At 71.7% G+C, this 14815-nt stretch carries 12 protein-coding genes and 1 pseudogene; 12 read left to right on the plus strand and 1 reads right to left on the minus strand.

Annotation, left to right across the window (positions count from 1 at the left end; translation table 11 throughout):
- Nucleotide 1 precedes the first annotated feature (1 nt).
- The 4 genes from IE277_RS22960 (at nt 2) to IE277_RS22975 (ending at nt 6221) form a co-directional block, all read left to right on the plus strand.
- Nucleotides 2–889 carry a carbohydrate ABC transporter permease gene (locus IE277_RS22960; protein WP_189955358.1) on the plus strand — a complete coding sequence of 296 codons (888 nt, stop codon included), beginning with the start codon at nt 2–4 and terminating at the stop codon, nt 887–889.
- Entirely contained in the window at nt 886–1800 is a 915-nt protein-coding gene (locus tag IE277_RS22965; RefSeq protein ID WP_189955360.1) for a carbohydrate ABC transporter permease, read from the plus strand. Before IE277_RS22960 ends, IE277_RS22965 begins: the two co-directional genes overlap by 4 nt.
- Before the next feature lie 26 nt (nt 1801–1826).
- On the plus strand, nt 1827–3083 hold the full coding sequence (locus tag IE277_RS22970) for a glycoside hydrolase 5 family protein (protein ID WP_189955363.1): 1257 nt from the start codon (nt 1827–1829) through the stop codon (nt 3081–3083).
- A gap of 123 nt (nt 3084–3206) precedes the next feature.
- Nucleotides 3207–6221, plus strand: coding sequence for an alpha-mannosidase (locus tag IE277_RS22975; RefSeq protein ID WP_189955365.1), 3015 nt, complete (start codon nt 3207–3209; stop codon nt 6219–6221).
- Here the strand turns inward: IE277_RS22975 and IE277_RS22980 are convergent.
- Complete coding sequence (locus IE277_RS22980; RefSeq protein WP_189955367.1) at nt 6208–6912, minus strand: FadR/GntR family transcriptional regulator; 705 nt, start codon at nt 6910–6912, stop codon at nt 6208–6210. The genes IE277_RS22975 and IE277_RS22980 overlap by 14 nt on opposite strands.
- 184 nt (nt 6913–7096) lie before the next feature.
- On the opposite strand from IE277_RS22980, the gene IE277_RS22985 reads away from it, so the two are divergent.
- The 8 genes and pseudogenes from IE277_RS22985 (at nt 7097) to IE277_RS23020 (ending at nt 14776) form a co-directional block, all read left to right on the plus strand.
- A complete protein-coding gene (locus IE277_RS22985) occupies nt 7097–8161 on the plus strand; it encodes a sugar ABC transporter substrate-binding protein (RefSeq protein ID WP_189955368.1) in 1065 nt (354 codons plus the stop codon).
- Nucleotides 8158–9648, plus strand: a complete 1491-nt coding sequence (locus IE277_RS22990; protein ID WP_189955369.1) for a sugar ABC transporter ATP-binding protein — start codon at nt 8158–8160, stop codon at nt 9646–9648. Before IE277_RS22985 ends, IE277_RS22990 begins: the two co-directional genes overlap by 4 nt.
- The gene (locus tag IE277_RS22995) at nt 9641–10669 is read left to right on the plus strand and encodes an ABC transporter permease (RefSeq protein ID WP_189955370.1); all 1029 of its coding nucleotides are present in this window, start codon (nt 9641–9643) and stop codon (nt 10667–10669) included. Before IE277_RS22990 ends, IE277_RS22995 begins: the two co-directional genes overlap by 8 nt.
- A gap of 36 nt (nt 10670–10705) precedes the next feature.
- Nucleotides 10706–12046, plus strand: a complete 1341-nt coding sequence (locus IE277_RS23000) for an L-fuconate dehydratase (RefSeq protein ID WP_189955371.1) — start codon at nt 10706–10708, stop codon at nt 12044–12046.
- On the plus strand, nt 12043–12798 hold the full coding sequence (locus IE277_RS23005; RefSeq protein WP_189955372.1) for an SDR family NAD(P)-dependent oxidoreductase: 756 nt from the start codon (nt 12043–12045) through the stop codon (nt 12796–12798). The genes IE277_RS23000 and IE277_RS23005 overlap by 4 nt, the downstream gene beginning before the upstream one ends.
- Entirely contained in the window at nt 12795–13766 is a 972-nt protein-coding gene (locus IE277_RS23010) for an aldo/keto reductase (protein WP_189955373.1), read from the plus strand. The genes IE277_RS23005 and IE277_RS23010 overlap by 4 nt, the downstream gene beginning before the upstream one ends.
- Nucleotides 13763–14077 carry an L-rhamnose mutarotase gene (locus IE277_RS23015; RefSeq protein ID WP_189955375.1) on the plus strand — a complete coding sequence of 105 codons (315 nt, stop codon included), beginning with the start codon at nt 13763–13765 and terminating at the stop codon, nt 14075–14077. Before IE277_RS23010 ends, IE277_RS23015 begins: the two co-directional genes overlap by 4 nt.
- Nucleotides 14074–14776, plus strand: a pseudogene (locus tag IE277_RS23020) (amidohydrolase family protein). The gene IE277_RS23015 and the pseudogene IE277_RS23020 overlap by 4 nt, the downstream one beginning before the upstream one ends.
- Nucleotides 14777–14815 lie beyond the last annotated feature (39 nt).

Raw genomic sequence — 14815 nt, forward strand, 5'->3', positions numbered from 1 at the left:
CATGGCCGTTTCCGTCCGTATCAGACGCCAACTTCCCACCAGTCCATGGCTGTTCGCCGCCCCCGGGCTGCTCGTCACCGGCGCGTTCGTGCTGTACCCGTTCGTCTCCACTCTGGTGAACTCCTTCACCGACCGCCGCACCCTGCTCCCCGGGCGTTTCGTGGGCCTCGCCAACTTCCGCGAACTGCTCCACGACGACATGTTCTGGACCGGGCTGCGCAACAGCACCCTGTACATCGCCGGGGTCGTACCCGCCCTCGTCGTCCTGCCGCTGCTGCTCGCGCTGCTGGTGCAGAAGAACATCCCCGGCATCACCTTCTTCCGTTCCGCCTTCTACACCCCGGTCGTCGCCTCGATCGTGGTCGTCGGGCTGATCTGGGTGTGGCTGCTGGACGAACGCGGCCTGGTCAACTCGCTGCTGGAGACCATCGGGATCGGCCGGGTCGGCTTCCTCAGCGACCAGTGGCTGCTCCTGCTGAGCGCGATGGCCGTCACGGTGTGGAAGGGCCTGGGCTACTACATGGTCATTTATCTGGCGGCACTCGCGAACGTGCCCCGTGAACTGCACGAAGCCGCCTCCGTGGACGGCGCCGGACCCGTCCGCCGCTTCTTCTCGGTCACCGTGCCCGCCGTGCGCTCCACCATGGTGCTGGTCGCCGCGCTCTCCTCGGTCGCCGCGTTCAAGGTGTTCTCCGAGGTGTACCTCATGGCCGGCCCGACCGGCGGCCCCGCCGGCGAGGACACCACCCTCGTCATGCTCGTCCAGCGCACCGGCACCGGCCTGACCGGCCGCGTCGGCTACGCCTCCGCCCTCTCCGTCGTCGTGTTCGCCGTCACCGTCGCGCTCATGCTGCTCGTCCTGCGCGCCGACCGCAGGGACGAGTCATGAGCGCGCTGGACGTCCGACAGAGGGTACGGCCCGAGCCGCCCGGCACCGCGCGGCGCGAGCCACGCGTCACCGACGAACACGGCCGCCGTGTCCGCGCCGGCGAACTGGCCTGGCGCTATCTGCTGCTCCTCGCCGTCCTCGCCCTCACCGTCGGCCCGTTCCTCTGGCAGCTGTCCACCTCTCTCAGGGGCCCCACCGAGGACATCTACCACTCGCCGCCGAGCTTCCTGCCCGCCCGTCCCACCCTGCACAACTACACGCGGGTCGCCGACACCATCCCCGTCTGGGACTACGCCCTGAACTCCCTGAAGGTCGCCACGGCCAACATCGTCACCAACTGTGTCGGCTCGGCGCTCGCCGGCTACGCCCTGGCCCGGCTGCGCTTTCCCGGCCGGCGCGTGACCACGCTGGTCTTCGTGCTCGCGATGCTCGTTCCGGTCGAGGGCATCGTCATCGCCCAGTTCACCACCATGCGCGAACTCGGCCTGAACAACACCCTCATCGGTGTCGTGCTCCCCGGCGCGGTCGGCGCGATGAACGTCCTGCTGATGCGGAACGCCTTCCGCGGCCTGCCGTACGAGATAGAGGAGGCGGCCTACGTCGACGGCGCCGACGTCTGGCAGCGCTTCCTGCGCATCGCGCTGCCCTCGGTGAAGGGCACGCTGGCCGTCGTCGCGATCTTCGCCTTCATGGGCGCCTGGGACGACTTCCTGTGGCCGCTGATCGTGCTCAGCGACCCGTCCAAGTTCACCCTCACCATCGGCCTGAACTATCTGCACGGCACCTTCGCCGACGACGAACGGCTCGTCGCCGCCGGCACCGTGATCGCCGTCGCCCCGCTCATCGCCCTCTTCGCCTGTCTGCAGCGGTACTTCTTCCGCGGCGTCGGCGAGGGCGCCGTCAAGGGCTGAACACCCTGATCCCGCAAGGACACTTCATGCCTGCTGCCGTGCGCTTCGGCGTCAACTACACCCCGAGCGAGGGGTGGTTCCACCACTGGCTCGACTTCGACCTCGACTCCGTGCGCGCCGACCTCGACGCGATCGCCGCGCTCGGCCTCGACCACATCCGCGTCTTCCCGCTGTGGCCCTACTTCCAGCCCAACCGCACCCTGATCCGCCCGCGCGCCGTCGAGCAGCTCGTGGACCTCGCCGACGCGGCGGCCGAACGCGGCCTGGACGTCAGCGTCGACGGTCTGCAGGGCCACCTGAGCAGCTTCGACTTCCTGCCCGCCTGGACCCGCACCTGGCACCGGCGCAACCTCTTCACCGACCCGGAGGCGGTCGAGGGCCAGGCCGCCTATCTGCGCACCCTCGCCGCCGCCCTCGCCGACCGGCCGAACTTCATCGGCATGACCGTCGGCAACGAGGTCAACCAGTTCGCCGCCGCCCCCCACCCCGACCCCGACCGCGTCACCCCGCAGGAAGCCGAGCGGTGGCTCGTGCGGATGCTGGCGGCCTGCGCCGACGGCGCCCCGGACCGGCTCCATCTGCACGCCTCCTACGACGTCGCCTGGTACCAGGACGACCAGCCCTTCACCCCCGGCCACTCCGCCCGGCTCGGCGATGTCACCGCCGTGCACTCCTGGGTGTTCAACGGTACCGCCCAGCGCCACGGCCGCACCTCCGTGCAGGCCGAACACCACGCCGCCTATCTCGTCGAGCTGAGCAAGGCCTGGGCGGACGCACCCCACCGGCCGGTGTGGCTGCAGGAGGTCGGCGCACCCGCACCGCTCGTGCCCGCCGAGCACGCCGCCGCCTTCACCGAGGCCACCGTCACCCACGCCCTCGACTGCCCCGGCCTGTGGGGCATCACCTGGTGGTGCTCGTACGACGTCTCGCGCGAGCTCGCCGACTTCCCCGAACTCGAATACGGGCTCGGCCTGTTCACCAACGACCGCGCGCCCAAGGACATCGCCCGCGTGCTGGCCGGCGCGGCGCGCCGGACCCATGAGACCCCGGCGGTACGCACCACGGCCCTCGCCGTACCCGACGAGCCGGCCCGGCGCTCCCGGTGCGCCCCCGGCGGCAGCGTCTTCGACGCCTACTTCCGGCTCGTCGCCGACGGCGCCCGCCCCACCACCGTCCTCGACTCGCGCGCGGACGACAAGGACCACCTCGCCGCCCGCGGCATCACCGAAGTCGTCACTCCCGACCAGGTACTCCCCACCCCGCACGGAGGCACCCGCTCGTGAACCCCGGCAGACGCACGGTTCGAACCGCGCGCGGCGGGGGAGCTGTACAACGCCTCGAACCCCGTGACCGTCACCCACACCTGGTAACCACCCGGAACCCGTAACCGCGCAGGGAGCACCCGCATGCATGACGACCGCACTCTGGTGGAAGCCCGCCTCAGGCGCGTCCTCGACGAACGCATCCGCCCCGCCGTGTATCCCGAGTCCGTGCCGCTGCGGGTCGCCGTCTGGCACGCGCCCGGCGAGCCCGTACCGGTCGCGGAAGGACTGGCCGCCGAGCCGGAGCCCGTCGAGGTCGGCGCCCGCTGGGGTGCTCCCTGGGGCACGAGCTGGTTCCGGGTGACCGGGACCGTGCCCGAGGCATGGGCGGGGAGGACCGTCGAGGCGCTGCTCGACCTGGGCTTCGACGAGAACATGCCCGGCTTCCAGTGCGAGGGCCTCGTATACCGCCCCGACGGCACCCCGGTGAAGGGCCTCAACCCGCGCAACCAGTGGGTACGGGTCGGCACCCCGGCGGCCGGCGGGGAGGAGGTGGTCCTGCACATCGAGGCCGCCTCCAACCCGGTCATCCTCGACTACCACCCCTTCCTGCCCACCCGGCTCGGCGACAAGGACACCGCCGGGCACGAGCCGCAGTACACGCTCACCCGCATGGACCTCGCCGTGTTCGACGAGACCGTCTGGCAGCTGGTCATGGACCTGGAGGTGCTCGGCGAGCTGATGGCCGAGCTGCCGGCGGACGCCGCGCGCCGGTACGACATCCTGCGCGCGGTCGAGCGGGCCCTGGACGCCGTCGACCTGCAGGACGTGAACGGCACCGCGGACCGGGCCCGGCGGCAGCTCACCACCGTGCTCGCGTCCCCCGCCGTGCCGTCCGCGCACCGCGTCAGCGCCGTCGGGCACGCGCACATCGACTCGGCCTGGCTGTGGCCGCTGCGGGAGACGGTCCGCAAGGTGGCCCGTACGACCTCCAACATGACCGCGCTGATCGAGGACGAGCCGGAGTTCGTCTTCGCCATGTCGCAGGCGCAGCAGTGGGCGTGGGTGAAGGAGCACCGGCCCGAGGTGTGGGCGCGGGTGCGGAAGGCCGTCGCCGAAGGGCGGTTCGTGCCGGCCGGCGGGATGTGGGTGGAGTCGGACACCAACATGCCGGGCTCGGAGGCGATGGCCCGGCAGTTCGTGCACGGCAAACGCTTCTTCCTCGACGAGTTCGGCATCGAGAACGAGGAGGCGTGGCTGCCGGACACCTTCGGCTTCGCCGCGGGCCTGCCCCAGATCATCAAGGCGGCGGGCTCGAAGTGGCTGCTCACGCAGAAGATCTCCTGGTCGCGGACGAACACGTTCCCGCACCACACCTTCTGGTGGGAGGGCATCGACGGCACCCGGATCTTCACCCACTTCCCGCCCGTCGACACCTACAACTGCTCCATGAAGGGCAGTGAACTCGCCCACGCAGCACGCAACTTCAAGGACAAGGGCCGGGCCCGGCACTCCCTCGCGCCCACCGGCTGGGGCGACGGAGGCGGCGGCACCACCCGCGAGATGGTCGCCAAGGCGGCCCGGCTGCGCGACCTCGAAGGCTCGCCGGCCGTCGCCTGGGAGACACCCCGCGCCTTCTTCCGGAAGGCCGAGGCCGAGTACCCGCAGCCGCCCGTCTGGGTCGGCGAGCTGTACCTCGAACTGCACCGTGCGACGCTCACCAGCCAGGCGAAGACCAAGCAGGGCAACCGGCGCAGCGAACACCTGCTGCGGGAGGCCGAGCTGTGGGCCGCCACGGCGGCCGTACGCACCGGATTCCCCTACCCGTACGAGGACCTGGACCGCATCTGGAAGACGGTCCTGCTGCACCAGTTCCACGACATCCTGCCCGGCTCGTCCATCGCCTGGGTGCACCGCGAGGCACGGGCGACGTACGAGCGGATCGCCGCGGAACTGGACGAGATCATCGGCGCCGCCCAGCGCGCGCTCGCCGGCCCGGGGGACGGGGAGCTGGTCTTCAACGCGGCGCCGCACCACCGCGCCGGGATCCCGGCCGGCGGGGCCGGCGCGGAGCCGCGACCGCGGGGAACGAGTCTCACCCCACGGGACGACGGCGGATTCATCCTGGCCAACGGCCTCCTCCGGGTCGGGATCGACGCCCGGGGACTGATCGTCTCCGCCTACGACATCCGGGCCGGCCGCGAGACCGTCGCCCCCGGCAAAGCCGCGGGACTCCTCCAGCTCCACCAGGACTTCCCGAACATGTGGGACGCCTGGGACGTGGACGAGTTCTACCGGAACACGGTCACGGACCTCACGGACGCGCAGGAGGTGACGGCCGGCGAGGACGGCACATCGGTGCGGATCACGCGCTCCTTCGGCGACTCCCGCGTCACCCAGGTGCTGTCCCTGCCGCACGGCGAGCGGTGCCTGGTGATCGACACCGAGGTCGACTGGCACGAGACGGAGAAGTTCCTCAAACTGGCCTTCCCGCTCGATCTGCACGCCGAACGGTACGCTTCAGAAACCCAGTTCGGCCACGTCCACCGCCCCACCCACACCAACACCTCCTGGGAGGCGGCCAAGTTCGAGGCGTGCAACCACCGCTTCGTCCACCTGGAGGAACCCGGCTGGGGTGTGGCCCTCGTCAACGACTCGACGTACGGCCACGACGTCACCCGCACCGTCCGCACCGACGCCGACCACGGTACGACGACCACGGTCCGCGCCTCCCTCCTGCGCGCCCCGCGCTTCCCCGACCCCGAGACCGACCAGGGCGTCCACCGCTTCCGACACGCGCTCGTACCGGGCGCGGGCATCGGGGACGCGATCCGCGAGGGCTGGCGGATCAACCAGCCGGAACGCCGGCTGACCGGCGCCCATGAGGTGGCCCCGCTGGTCACCGTGGACAACGACGCCGTGGTCGTCACGGCCGTGAAGCTGGCCGACGACGGCAGCGGGGATGTGGTGGTCCGCTTCCACGAGGCCCACGGGGGCCGGGCCCGCGCGACACTCACGGCGAGCTTCGAGGTGGCGGAGGTGACGGCGACGGACCTGTTGGAGCGGCCCCTGCCGGAGGCGCTGGAACACCTCGCCAACAGCGTCCAACTACGCCTGAGGCCCTTCGAGTTGGTGACGTTGCGGCTCAGTCGGGCCTGAGTCGGGCCCGCAGCCACTCCTCCACCTCACCCACATGCGCGGCCGCCGCCGCACGCGCCGCCTCCGGATCCCGGGCCACCAGCGCCCGGTGGATGGCGGCGTGTTCGCGGCGCGTACGCGCGAACGCCCCCTCCTCCTGGTACCCGCGCCACACCCGGGCCCGGAAGGTACGCGACGACAGGCCCTCCAGGATCGCGGCCATGGTCTCGTTGCCCGCCGCGCCGGCGATCTCGCGGTGGAACGCGAGATCGTGGGCGAGGATCTCCTCGGGATCGTCGGTGGCGTTCATGGCCGTGAGGTGCTTCTCCACCTCGGCGAGCCGGTCGGCCGTGATCCGCGCGGCGGCCAGCGCCGTCGCCGTCGACTCCAGGATCCGGCGCACCTCCAGCAGCTCCACCAGCCGCGGCCCCCGGGACAGGTCCGCGACCACCCCGAACGTCTCCAGCAGGTCGCCGGCCTCCAGCGCGGTGACGTAGATCCCGGAGCCGTGCCGGGCCTCCAGGACGCCCAGCACCGTGAGCGCGCGGATCGCCTCCCGCATCGAGCTGCGCGAGATACCGAGCTGTACGGCGAGGTCGCGCTCGGTGGGCAGCCGCTGGCCCGGCTCCAGCCGGCCCCCGGCGATCATCGCCTTGATCTCCTCGATGGCGCGCTGGGTCACCGTGCCCTTCTGCGGGGCTTCCTCGTCCACGCCACTCCTCCAGTCACCCGGTGCCGACGTCCGGTCACCCGGTGCGGCGCAGTCTAGCCAGCCAAGTGGTCCGACCACTACAGGTCGTCAGCCGGGTCTTTCGCTGCACGAGGGTGTTGTCACGGCCTATTGGTCTGATAAGTATGCGGCGTCTGCTCGAACACCCTCGACGAGGAGCCGCGAGATGCCCGCCAGCACGGTCGGAAAGCGCAGCAGGTCCCGGATCATCGGCGTGGCGGCCCTGGCCGCCGGCGCCTCCCTCATGCTCGCCGCCTGCGGCAGCACCAAGGACACCGCGAGCACGGGCAGCGGCGGCACCGGCAAGGTCGGCGTGATCCTGCCGCTGCTGACCTCGCCGTTCTGGCAGTCGTACAACGACTATGTGCCCAAGAAGGCCACGTCGGAGGGTGTCGAGGTACTGAAGACGGTCAACTCCAACAGCGACCCCTCGCAGCAGATCACCGACATCGACAACGAACTCAACCAGGGCGTCAAGGGGCTGGTCGTCGCCCCCCTCGACAGCGCCGCCATCCAGGCCGGACTCGACCAGGCCGAACGCAAGGGCGTCCCCGTGGTCACGGTGGACGTCGCGCCCGACAAGGGCAAGGTCGCCATGGTGGTGCGCGCCGACAACGTGGCCTACGGCGAGAAGGCCTGCGACTACCTGGGACAGCACGTGAGCAGCGGCAAGGTCGTGCAGGTCATGGGCGACCTGGCCTCGGTCAACGGCCGGGACCGCTCCGCCGCCTTCCGCTCCTGCGTGAAGAAGAAGTACCCGAAGCTCAAGGTGCTGGAGATCCCGGCCAAGTGGGAGTCCGACACGGCCGCCGCCAAACTGGACACCCTGCTGGGCGCCAACCCCGACATCAAGGGCATCTACCTCCAGGCGGGCGGTGTCTACCTCGCGCCGACCCTGCAGACCCTGAAGTCCAAGCACCTGCTGAAACCGGCCGGACAGCAGGGCCATATCGCCATCGTCTCCAACGACGGCATCCCGCAGGAGTTCGACGCCATCCGCAAGGGCCAGATCGACGCCACGGTCTCCCAGCCCGCCGACGCCTACGCCCAGTACGGCCTGTACTACATCAAGGCGGCGATGGCCGGGAAGACGTTCAGGCCAGGACCGACCGACCACGGCTCCACGATCGTGAAGCTGCCGAACGGCATCCTGGAGGACCAGCTGCCCGCGCCGCTGGTCACCAAGGCCGACGTCGACGACCCCAAGCTGTGGGGCAACACGGTCAAATGAGTACGCCGCTTGTGCAAGCCGAGGGCATCGTCAAACGCTACGGCCCCACCCTCGCCCTCGCCGACGGACGGCTCACCGTGCGGCCCGGCGAGTCCCACGCCCTGGTCGGCCGCAACGGCGCCGGCAAGTCCACCCTGGTCAACGTCCTCACCGGTCTTCAGGCCCCGGACGCGGGCACCGTCCGCTTCGACGGCGAGCCCGCGCCCCCGCTCACCGACCGCGACGCCTGGCGCCGCAAGGTGGCCTGCGTGTACCAGAAACCGACGGTCGTCCCGGAGCTGACCGTCGCCGAGAACCTGTTCCTCAACCGGCAGCCCACCGGCCGCGGCCTCATCAGCTGGCGCCGGCTGCGCCGCGAGGCCGCCGGCCTGCTCGACACCTGGGACGTGCGCGTCGACCCGGAGGCCCGCACCGCCGACCTCCGCGTCGAGGACCGCCAAATGGTGGAGATCGCACGGGCGTTGAGCTTCGGCGCCCGCTTCATCGTGCTGGACGAACCCACCGCCCAGCTCGACAACCGGGAGATCGAGCGGCTCTTCACCCGGATGCGCTCCCTGCAGGACTCCGGTGTCACCTTCCTGTTCATCTCGCACCACCTCCAGGAGGTGTACGAGGTCTGCCAGACGGTCACCGTGCTGCGCGACGCCCGCTGGATCACCACCGCACCCGTCGCCGACCTGCCGAAGGCGGCGCTGGTGGAGGCCATGGCGGGGGAGTCCCCGGCCCAACAGGCCGTTCGGAACAGATCGGTTGCCACCGGCTCTCCCGTCCTGCTGGAGGCACACGGGCTCACCTCGCCGGCGTACGACGGCGTCGACCTCACCGTCCGCCGCGGCGAGGTCGTCGGACTCGCCGGCTCCAGCGGCAGTGGCAAGACCGAGCTGGCCGAGTCCTTCGCCGGACTGCACACCCCGACCGGCGGAACCGCTCAACTCGACGGTGAGGGGCTGTCGTTCGGGGATGTACGAGCTGCTCTGCGGGCCGGGATCGGCTGTGTGCCACGCGACCGGCACGAGCAGGGGCTGGTGTCCGCCATGAGCATCGGCGACAACGCCACGCTGAGCGTGCTGGACCGGCTCGGCAGGGCCGGTTTCGTCGCCACCGACGCACGCCGCCGCTTCGCCGCCGAGCTGATCGACCGCCTCGACATCCACGCCTCAGGCCCCGACCAGCCCGTGTCCGACCTGTCCGGCGGCAACGCCCAGAAGGTCGTCATGGCCCGTGCCCTCGCCCGCGACCCGCGTCTGCTGGTGCTGATCAACCCCACCGCCGGGGTCGATGTGAAGTCCAAGGAGTCGCTGCTCGCCCGCATGGACAGCGCCCGCGACGACGGCACCGCCGTGCTCGTCGTCTCCGACGAACTCGACGACCTGCGCCGCTGCGACCGGGTCCTCGTCCTCTTCCACGGCCGTGTCGTCGCCGAGCACCCGGCCGGCTGGCGCGACCACGAGCTGATCGCCTCCATCGAAGGAGTTGACCATGGCTGACACCCGGGCAGCCCCGCCGCTCGCACCCCCGAAGACCCCCGACGCCCGCTCGGCCCGGACCGTCCTGCTCCGCCGCGCCCGTGAACTCGCCCTGGTCCCGGCCCTGTTGCTGCTCATGGTGCTCGGCGCCATGGTCAACGACTCGTTCCTCACCGAGCGCAACCTCATCTCCATCCTCGGCGCCTCCGCCGCGCTCGCGATGGTCGTGCTCGCCGAGTCCCTCGTACTGATCACCGGCAGGTTCGACCTGTCCCTGGAGTCGGTCGTCGGCATCGCCCCCGCCGTCGGCGCCCTGCTGGTGCTGCCCGCCGCCCAGTCCGGCTGGGGCACCACCTGGCCCGCCGCGCTCGCCCTGGTGGCGATCCCCCTGGTCGGCGCCGTCATCGGCGCCTTCAACGGCGTCCTCGTCGTGAAGTTCCGGCTCAACGCCTTCATCGTCACGCTCGCGATGCTCATCGTGCTGCGCGGCCTGCTGGTCGGCGCCACCAAGGGCAAGACCCTGTTCGGCATGCCCGACAGCTTCTCCTCCCTGGCCACCACCACCTTCCTCAACGTGCCCATGTCGGTGTGGCTCGCCGCGATCGCCTTCGCCGTCACCGGGTTCGTCCTGAAGTACCACCGCACCGGCCGCGCCCTGTACGCCATCGGCGGCAACGCGGACGCGGCCCGCGCGGCCGGGGTCCGGGTGGACCGCGTCATGCTCGGCGTGTACGTCGTCGCGGGCGTGCTCGCCTCCGTCGGCGGCCTGCTGCAGACCGGCTACGTCGGCGCGATCAGCGCCAACCAGGGCCAGAACATGATCTTCACCGTGTTCGCGGCCGCGGTGATCGGCGGCATCAGCCTGGACGGCGGCAAGGGCACCATGTTCGGCGCGCTGACCGGCGTACTCCTCCTGGGCGTCGTACAGAACCTGCTCACCCTCGCCCAGGTCCCGTCGTTCTGGATCCAGGCCATCTACGGCGGGATCATCCTCGTCGCCCTGGTGATCGCCCGCGTCACCACGGGCCGCGCCCAGGACTGAGGATCCTCAGGGCTCCCTACGACCGAAAGGACTTCAGTGTCCCAGGCCCCCGCCCGCGTCACCGCGGTCGACACCCACGACATCCGTTTCCCCACCTCGCGCGAGCTGGACGGCTCCGACGCGATGAACCCCGACCCCGACTACTCGGCGGCCTATGTCGTGCTGCGCACCGACGCCGCCGACGGGCACGAGGGACACGGGTTCGTGTTCACCATCGGGCGGGGCAACGACGTCCAGGTCGCCGCGATCCACGCGCTACGGGACCATGTGCTCGGCCGGGACGTGGCCGGGCTGTGCGCCGACCCCGGCTCGCTCTTCCGCGATCTGATCGGCGACAGCCAGCTGCGCTGGCTCGGCCCCGAGAAGGGCGTGATGCACATGGCGATCGGGGCCGTCGTCAACGCCGTCTGGGACCTCGCCGCCCGGCGGGCCGGCAAGCCGCTGTGGCAGCTGCTCGCCGACGCCGAACCGGAGTGGCTGGTCGGGCAGATCGACTTCCGCTACATCGCGGACGCGCTCAGCCCCGAGGAGGCCCTCGGTCTGCTGCGGCGGGGCAGGCAAGGCATGGCGGAACGCCGGGCGCGGCTGCTGGCTCGCGGCTACCCCGCCTACACCACCTCCCCGGGCTGGCTCGGCTACGACGACGACAAGCTGAGCCGGCTCGCCGCGCAGGCCGTCACCGACGGCTTCACCCAGATCAAGCTGAAGGTCGGCGCCGACCTCGACGACGACATCCGGCGCTGCCGGGTCGCCCGCGCCGTCATCGGGCCGGACATCCGGCTCGCCGTCGACGCCAACCAGCGCTGGAACGTGGACGAGGCGATCCGCTGGACCCGGGCCCTCGCCGAGTTCGGCCCGTACTGGATCGAGGAGCCCACCAGCCCCGACGACGTCCTCGGCCATGCGGCGATCCGCCGCGCGGTGGCCCCGGTGAAGGTCGCCACCGGGGAACATGTGCACAACCGGATCGTGTTCAAGCAGCTGCTGCAGGCGGACGCCCTGGACATCGTGCAGATCGACGCGGCCCGCGTCGCCGGCGTCAACGAGAACCTCGCCATCCTGCTGCTCGCCGCCAAGTTCGGCGTCCCCGTCTGCCCGCACGCGGGCGGGGTCGGCCTGTGCGAACTCGTCCAGCACCTGTCGATGTTCGACTACCTGGCCGTCTCGGGCACCACCGAGGACCGGGTCATCGAGTACGTCGACCACCTCCACGAGCACTTCGTCACCCCGGTCGTCATCCGCGACGGCCACTACACCGCACCCACCGCGCCCGGCTTCTGTGCCGCCCTGCGCCCGGAGTCCCTCGCGCGGTACACCTTCCCCGGCGGCACCTACTGGGCCGCCGACCCCGACACCCAGAAGGGACAGGCCGCATGAGCGACTTCGAGGGCCTGAGGGCCCTGGTCACCGGCGGCGCGTCCGGCATCGGCCGGGCCACCGCCGAGCTCCTCGCCGCCCGCGGGGCCAAGGTCGCCGTCCTCGACCGGGACCCGGCGGACGTCGACAAGCCGCTCCTCGCCCACTGCGCCGACGTCACCGACGACACCTCGGTGCGGGCCGCCGTCGAGCGGGCCGCCGAGGACCTCGGCGGCCTGGACGTCCTGGTCAACAACGCCGGGATCGGCGCCCAGGGCACCATCGAGGACAACGACGACGCCGAGTGGCAACGCGTCTTCGATGTCAACGTCCTCGGGATCGTCCGCACCACCCGCGCCGCCCTTCCCCATCTGCGCCGCTCCTCGCACGCGGCGGTCGTCAACACCTGTTCGATCGCGGCCACCGCAGGCCTGCCCCAGCGTGCCCTGTACAGCGCCGCGAAAGGCGCCGTGTACTCCCTGACCCTCGCCATGGCCGCCGACCACGTCCGCGAAGGCATCCGCGTCAACTGCGTCAACCCCGGTACGGTCGACACCCCATGGGTCGGCCGGCTGCTGGCCGCGGCCCCTGACCCGGCCGCCGAACGCGCCGCCCTGGAAGCCCGCCAGCCCACCGGGCGGCTGGTCACCGCCGCCGAAGTGGCCGCCGCCATCGCCTACTTGGCCGGCCCGCAGTCCGGCGCCACCACCGGCACCGCCCTCGCCGTCGACGGCGGCATGCAGGGCCTCAGGCTGCGACCGGCGGGCCGATGAGGACGCTCGGCCGCAGCGGCGTCGAGGTCAGCCCGCTCGGCTTCGGCGCCGCGCCGCTCGGCAACCTCTACACCCCGCTGGACGACGAGCAGGCAGGGCAGGCCCTGGCGGCCGCCTGGCAGCGGGGCATCCGGTACTTCGACACGGCCCCGCACTACGGACTCGGCCTGTCCGAACGCCGGCTCGGCGCGGCCCTGCGGCCGTACGACCGCGCCCACTACACGGTCTCCACCAAGGTGGGCCGCCGGCTCGAACCCGCCGCCGGCCCGGGCGACGACCTCGCCCACGGGTTCGCCGTACCCGCCACCCACCGGCGGGTGTGGGACTTCAGCGCCGACGGCGTCCGGCGCACCCTGGAGGCGAGCCTTGCCCGGCTCGGCCTGGACCGCGTCGACGTCGTCTATCTGCACGACCCCGACGACCACGCCGAGCAGGCCTTCCGCGAGGGCTACCCGGCCCTGGAGGGGCTCCGCGCCGAAGGCGTCGTCGGCGCGATCGGCGCGGGCATGAACCAGACGGGGATGCTCACCCGGTTCGTCCGCGACACCGACGTGGACGTGGTCCTGTGCGCGGGCCGATACACCCTCCTCGACCAGAGCGCCGGCACCGAGCTGCTGCCCGCGGCCGCCGAGCGCGGGGTGTCGGTGGTCCTCGGCGGCGTCTTCAACTCGGGCCTGCTGGCGGACCCGAGGCCCGGGGCGACGTACGACTACACCCGTGCGCCACAGGAGTTGCTGGACCGCGCCCTGCGGATGCGGGCGGTCGCCGAGCGGTACGGCACCACCCTGCGCGCCGCCGCCCTCGCCTTCGCCGCCGCCCACCCGGCCGTCGCCTGTGTCCTGACCGGCCTCCGCTCCGCTGCCCAGGCCCACGACAGCGCCGACCAGTTCGCGGCCCCGGTCCCGGCGGAGTTCTGGCGGGAGCTGCGCGAGTCCGGCCTGCTGCCCCGTGAGGAGGGCCCGTCATGAGAGTCGCCCCGCACACCAAGGTCCGCCCCGACCGCATCGCCGCCTACGAGGCCGCCCACCGGGAGGTCCCCGAGGAACTGACCACGGCCATCCGCGCCGCAGGCGCCACCTCCTGGACCATCTGGCGCAGCGGAAGCGACCTGTTCCACCTGCTGGAGTGCGAGGACTGCGCGCGCCTGATCGCCGAACTGGAGCAGCTGCCGGTGAACGTGGCCTGGCAGGCGCGCATGGCCGAGCTGCTCGACGTCGTGCACGACTACTCGCGCGGCGGTGCCGGCGCCGGGCTGCCCGTCGTCCGGGAGCTGCCGTGACCGTCGACGCCCACCACCACGTCTGGGACCTCTCCGTACGGGACCAGGACTGGATCCCCGAACACAGCCCGCTCAGACGCGACTTCACCCTCGCCGACCTCGCTCCCGAGGCGCGGGCGGCCGGAGCCGCCCGCACCGTCCTCGTCCAGACGGTCACCGTGCCCGAGGAGACCCCCGAGTTCCTCGCCCTGGCCGCCGCACACGAGCTGATCGCCGGCGTCGTCGGACGTACACCGGGGCCTGACCGCACTCGCGGACGCGGGCCTCGTGTACGACCTCGTCGTCCTGCCCCGTCAGCTCCCGGCCTGTGTGACGGCGGCCGCGTCGCTCCCGTACCTCACCTTCGTCCTCGACCACCTCGGCAAACCCCCGATCGCCTCCGGCGCCCTCGAACCGTGGGCCACCGCGCTGCGCGCCCTCGCCGCCCTGCCCAACACCGCCGGCAAGCTCTCCGGACTCGTCACGGAGGCCGACCTCGCCTCCTGGACCGTCGCCGGCCTGCGCCCGTACACCGACACCGCCCTGGAGGCCTTCGGGCCGGACCGTCTGATGTTCGGCTCGGACTGGCCGGTCTGCACACAGACCGCGACGTACACCCAAGTCCTAGATATGACACGGGAGTTGACGGCGGTCCTCGACGCCCCGGAGTGCTCGGCCGTCTACGAGGACACCGCGCGGCGCGTCTACAACCTCCGGTGAGCGGCGGCGTAATCGTCCACGGTGGTCACCGGCGTCCCC

The organism is Streptomyces alanosinicus (genome assembly GCF_014650595.1).
GTDB lineage: Bacteria > Actinomycetota > Actinomycetes > Streptomycetales > Streptomycetaceae > Streptomyces > Streptomyces alanosinicus.

Bases quoted from the DNA above. Each gene is read 5' to 3' on its own strand.
- IE277_RS22960 (WP_189955358.1), top strand. From the start codon at position 2: ATGGCCGTTTCCGTCCGTATCAGACGCCAACTTCCCACCAGTCCATGG.
- IE277_RS22965 (WP_189955360.1), top strand. From the start codon at position 886: ATGAGCGCGCTGGACGTCCGACAGAGGGTACGGCCCGAGCCGCCCGGC.
- IE277_RS22970 (WP_189955363.1), top strand. From the start codon at position 1,827: ATGCCTGCTGCCGTGCGCTTCGGCGTCAACTACACCCCGAGCGAGGGG.
- IE277_RS22975 (WP_189955365.1), top strand. From the start codon at position 3,207: ATGCATGACGACCGCACTCTGGTGGAAGCCCGCCTCAGGCGCGTCCTC.
- IE277_RS22985 (WP_189955368.1), top strand. From the start codon at position 7,097: ATGCCCGCCAGCACGGTCGGAAAGCGCAGCAGGTCCCGGATCATCGGC.
- IE277_RS22990 (WP_189955369.1), top strand. From the start codon at position 8,158: ATGAGTACGCCGCTTGTGCAAGCCGAGGGCATCGTCAAACGCTACGGC.
- IE277_RS22995 (WP_189955370.1), top strand. From the start codon at position 9,641: ATGGCTGACACCCGGGCAGCCCCGCCGCTCGCACCCCCGAAGACCCCC.
- IE277_RS23005 (WP_189955372.1), top strand. From the start codon at position 12,043: ATGAGCGACTTCGAGGGCCTGAGGGCCCTGGTCACCGGCGGCGCGTCC.
- IE277_RS23010 (WP_189955373.1), top strand. From the start codon at position 12,795: ATGAGGACGCTCGGCCGCAGCGGCGTCGAGGTCAGCCCGCTCGGCTTC.
- IE277_RS23015 (WP_189955375.1), top strand. From the start codon at position 13,763: ATGAGAGTCGCCCCGCACACCAAGGTCCGCCCCGACCGCATCGCCGCC.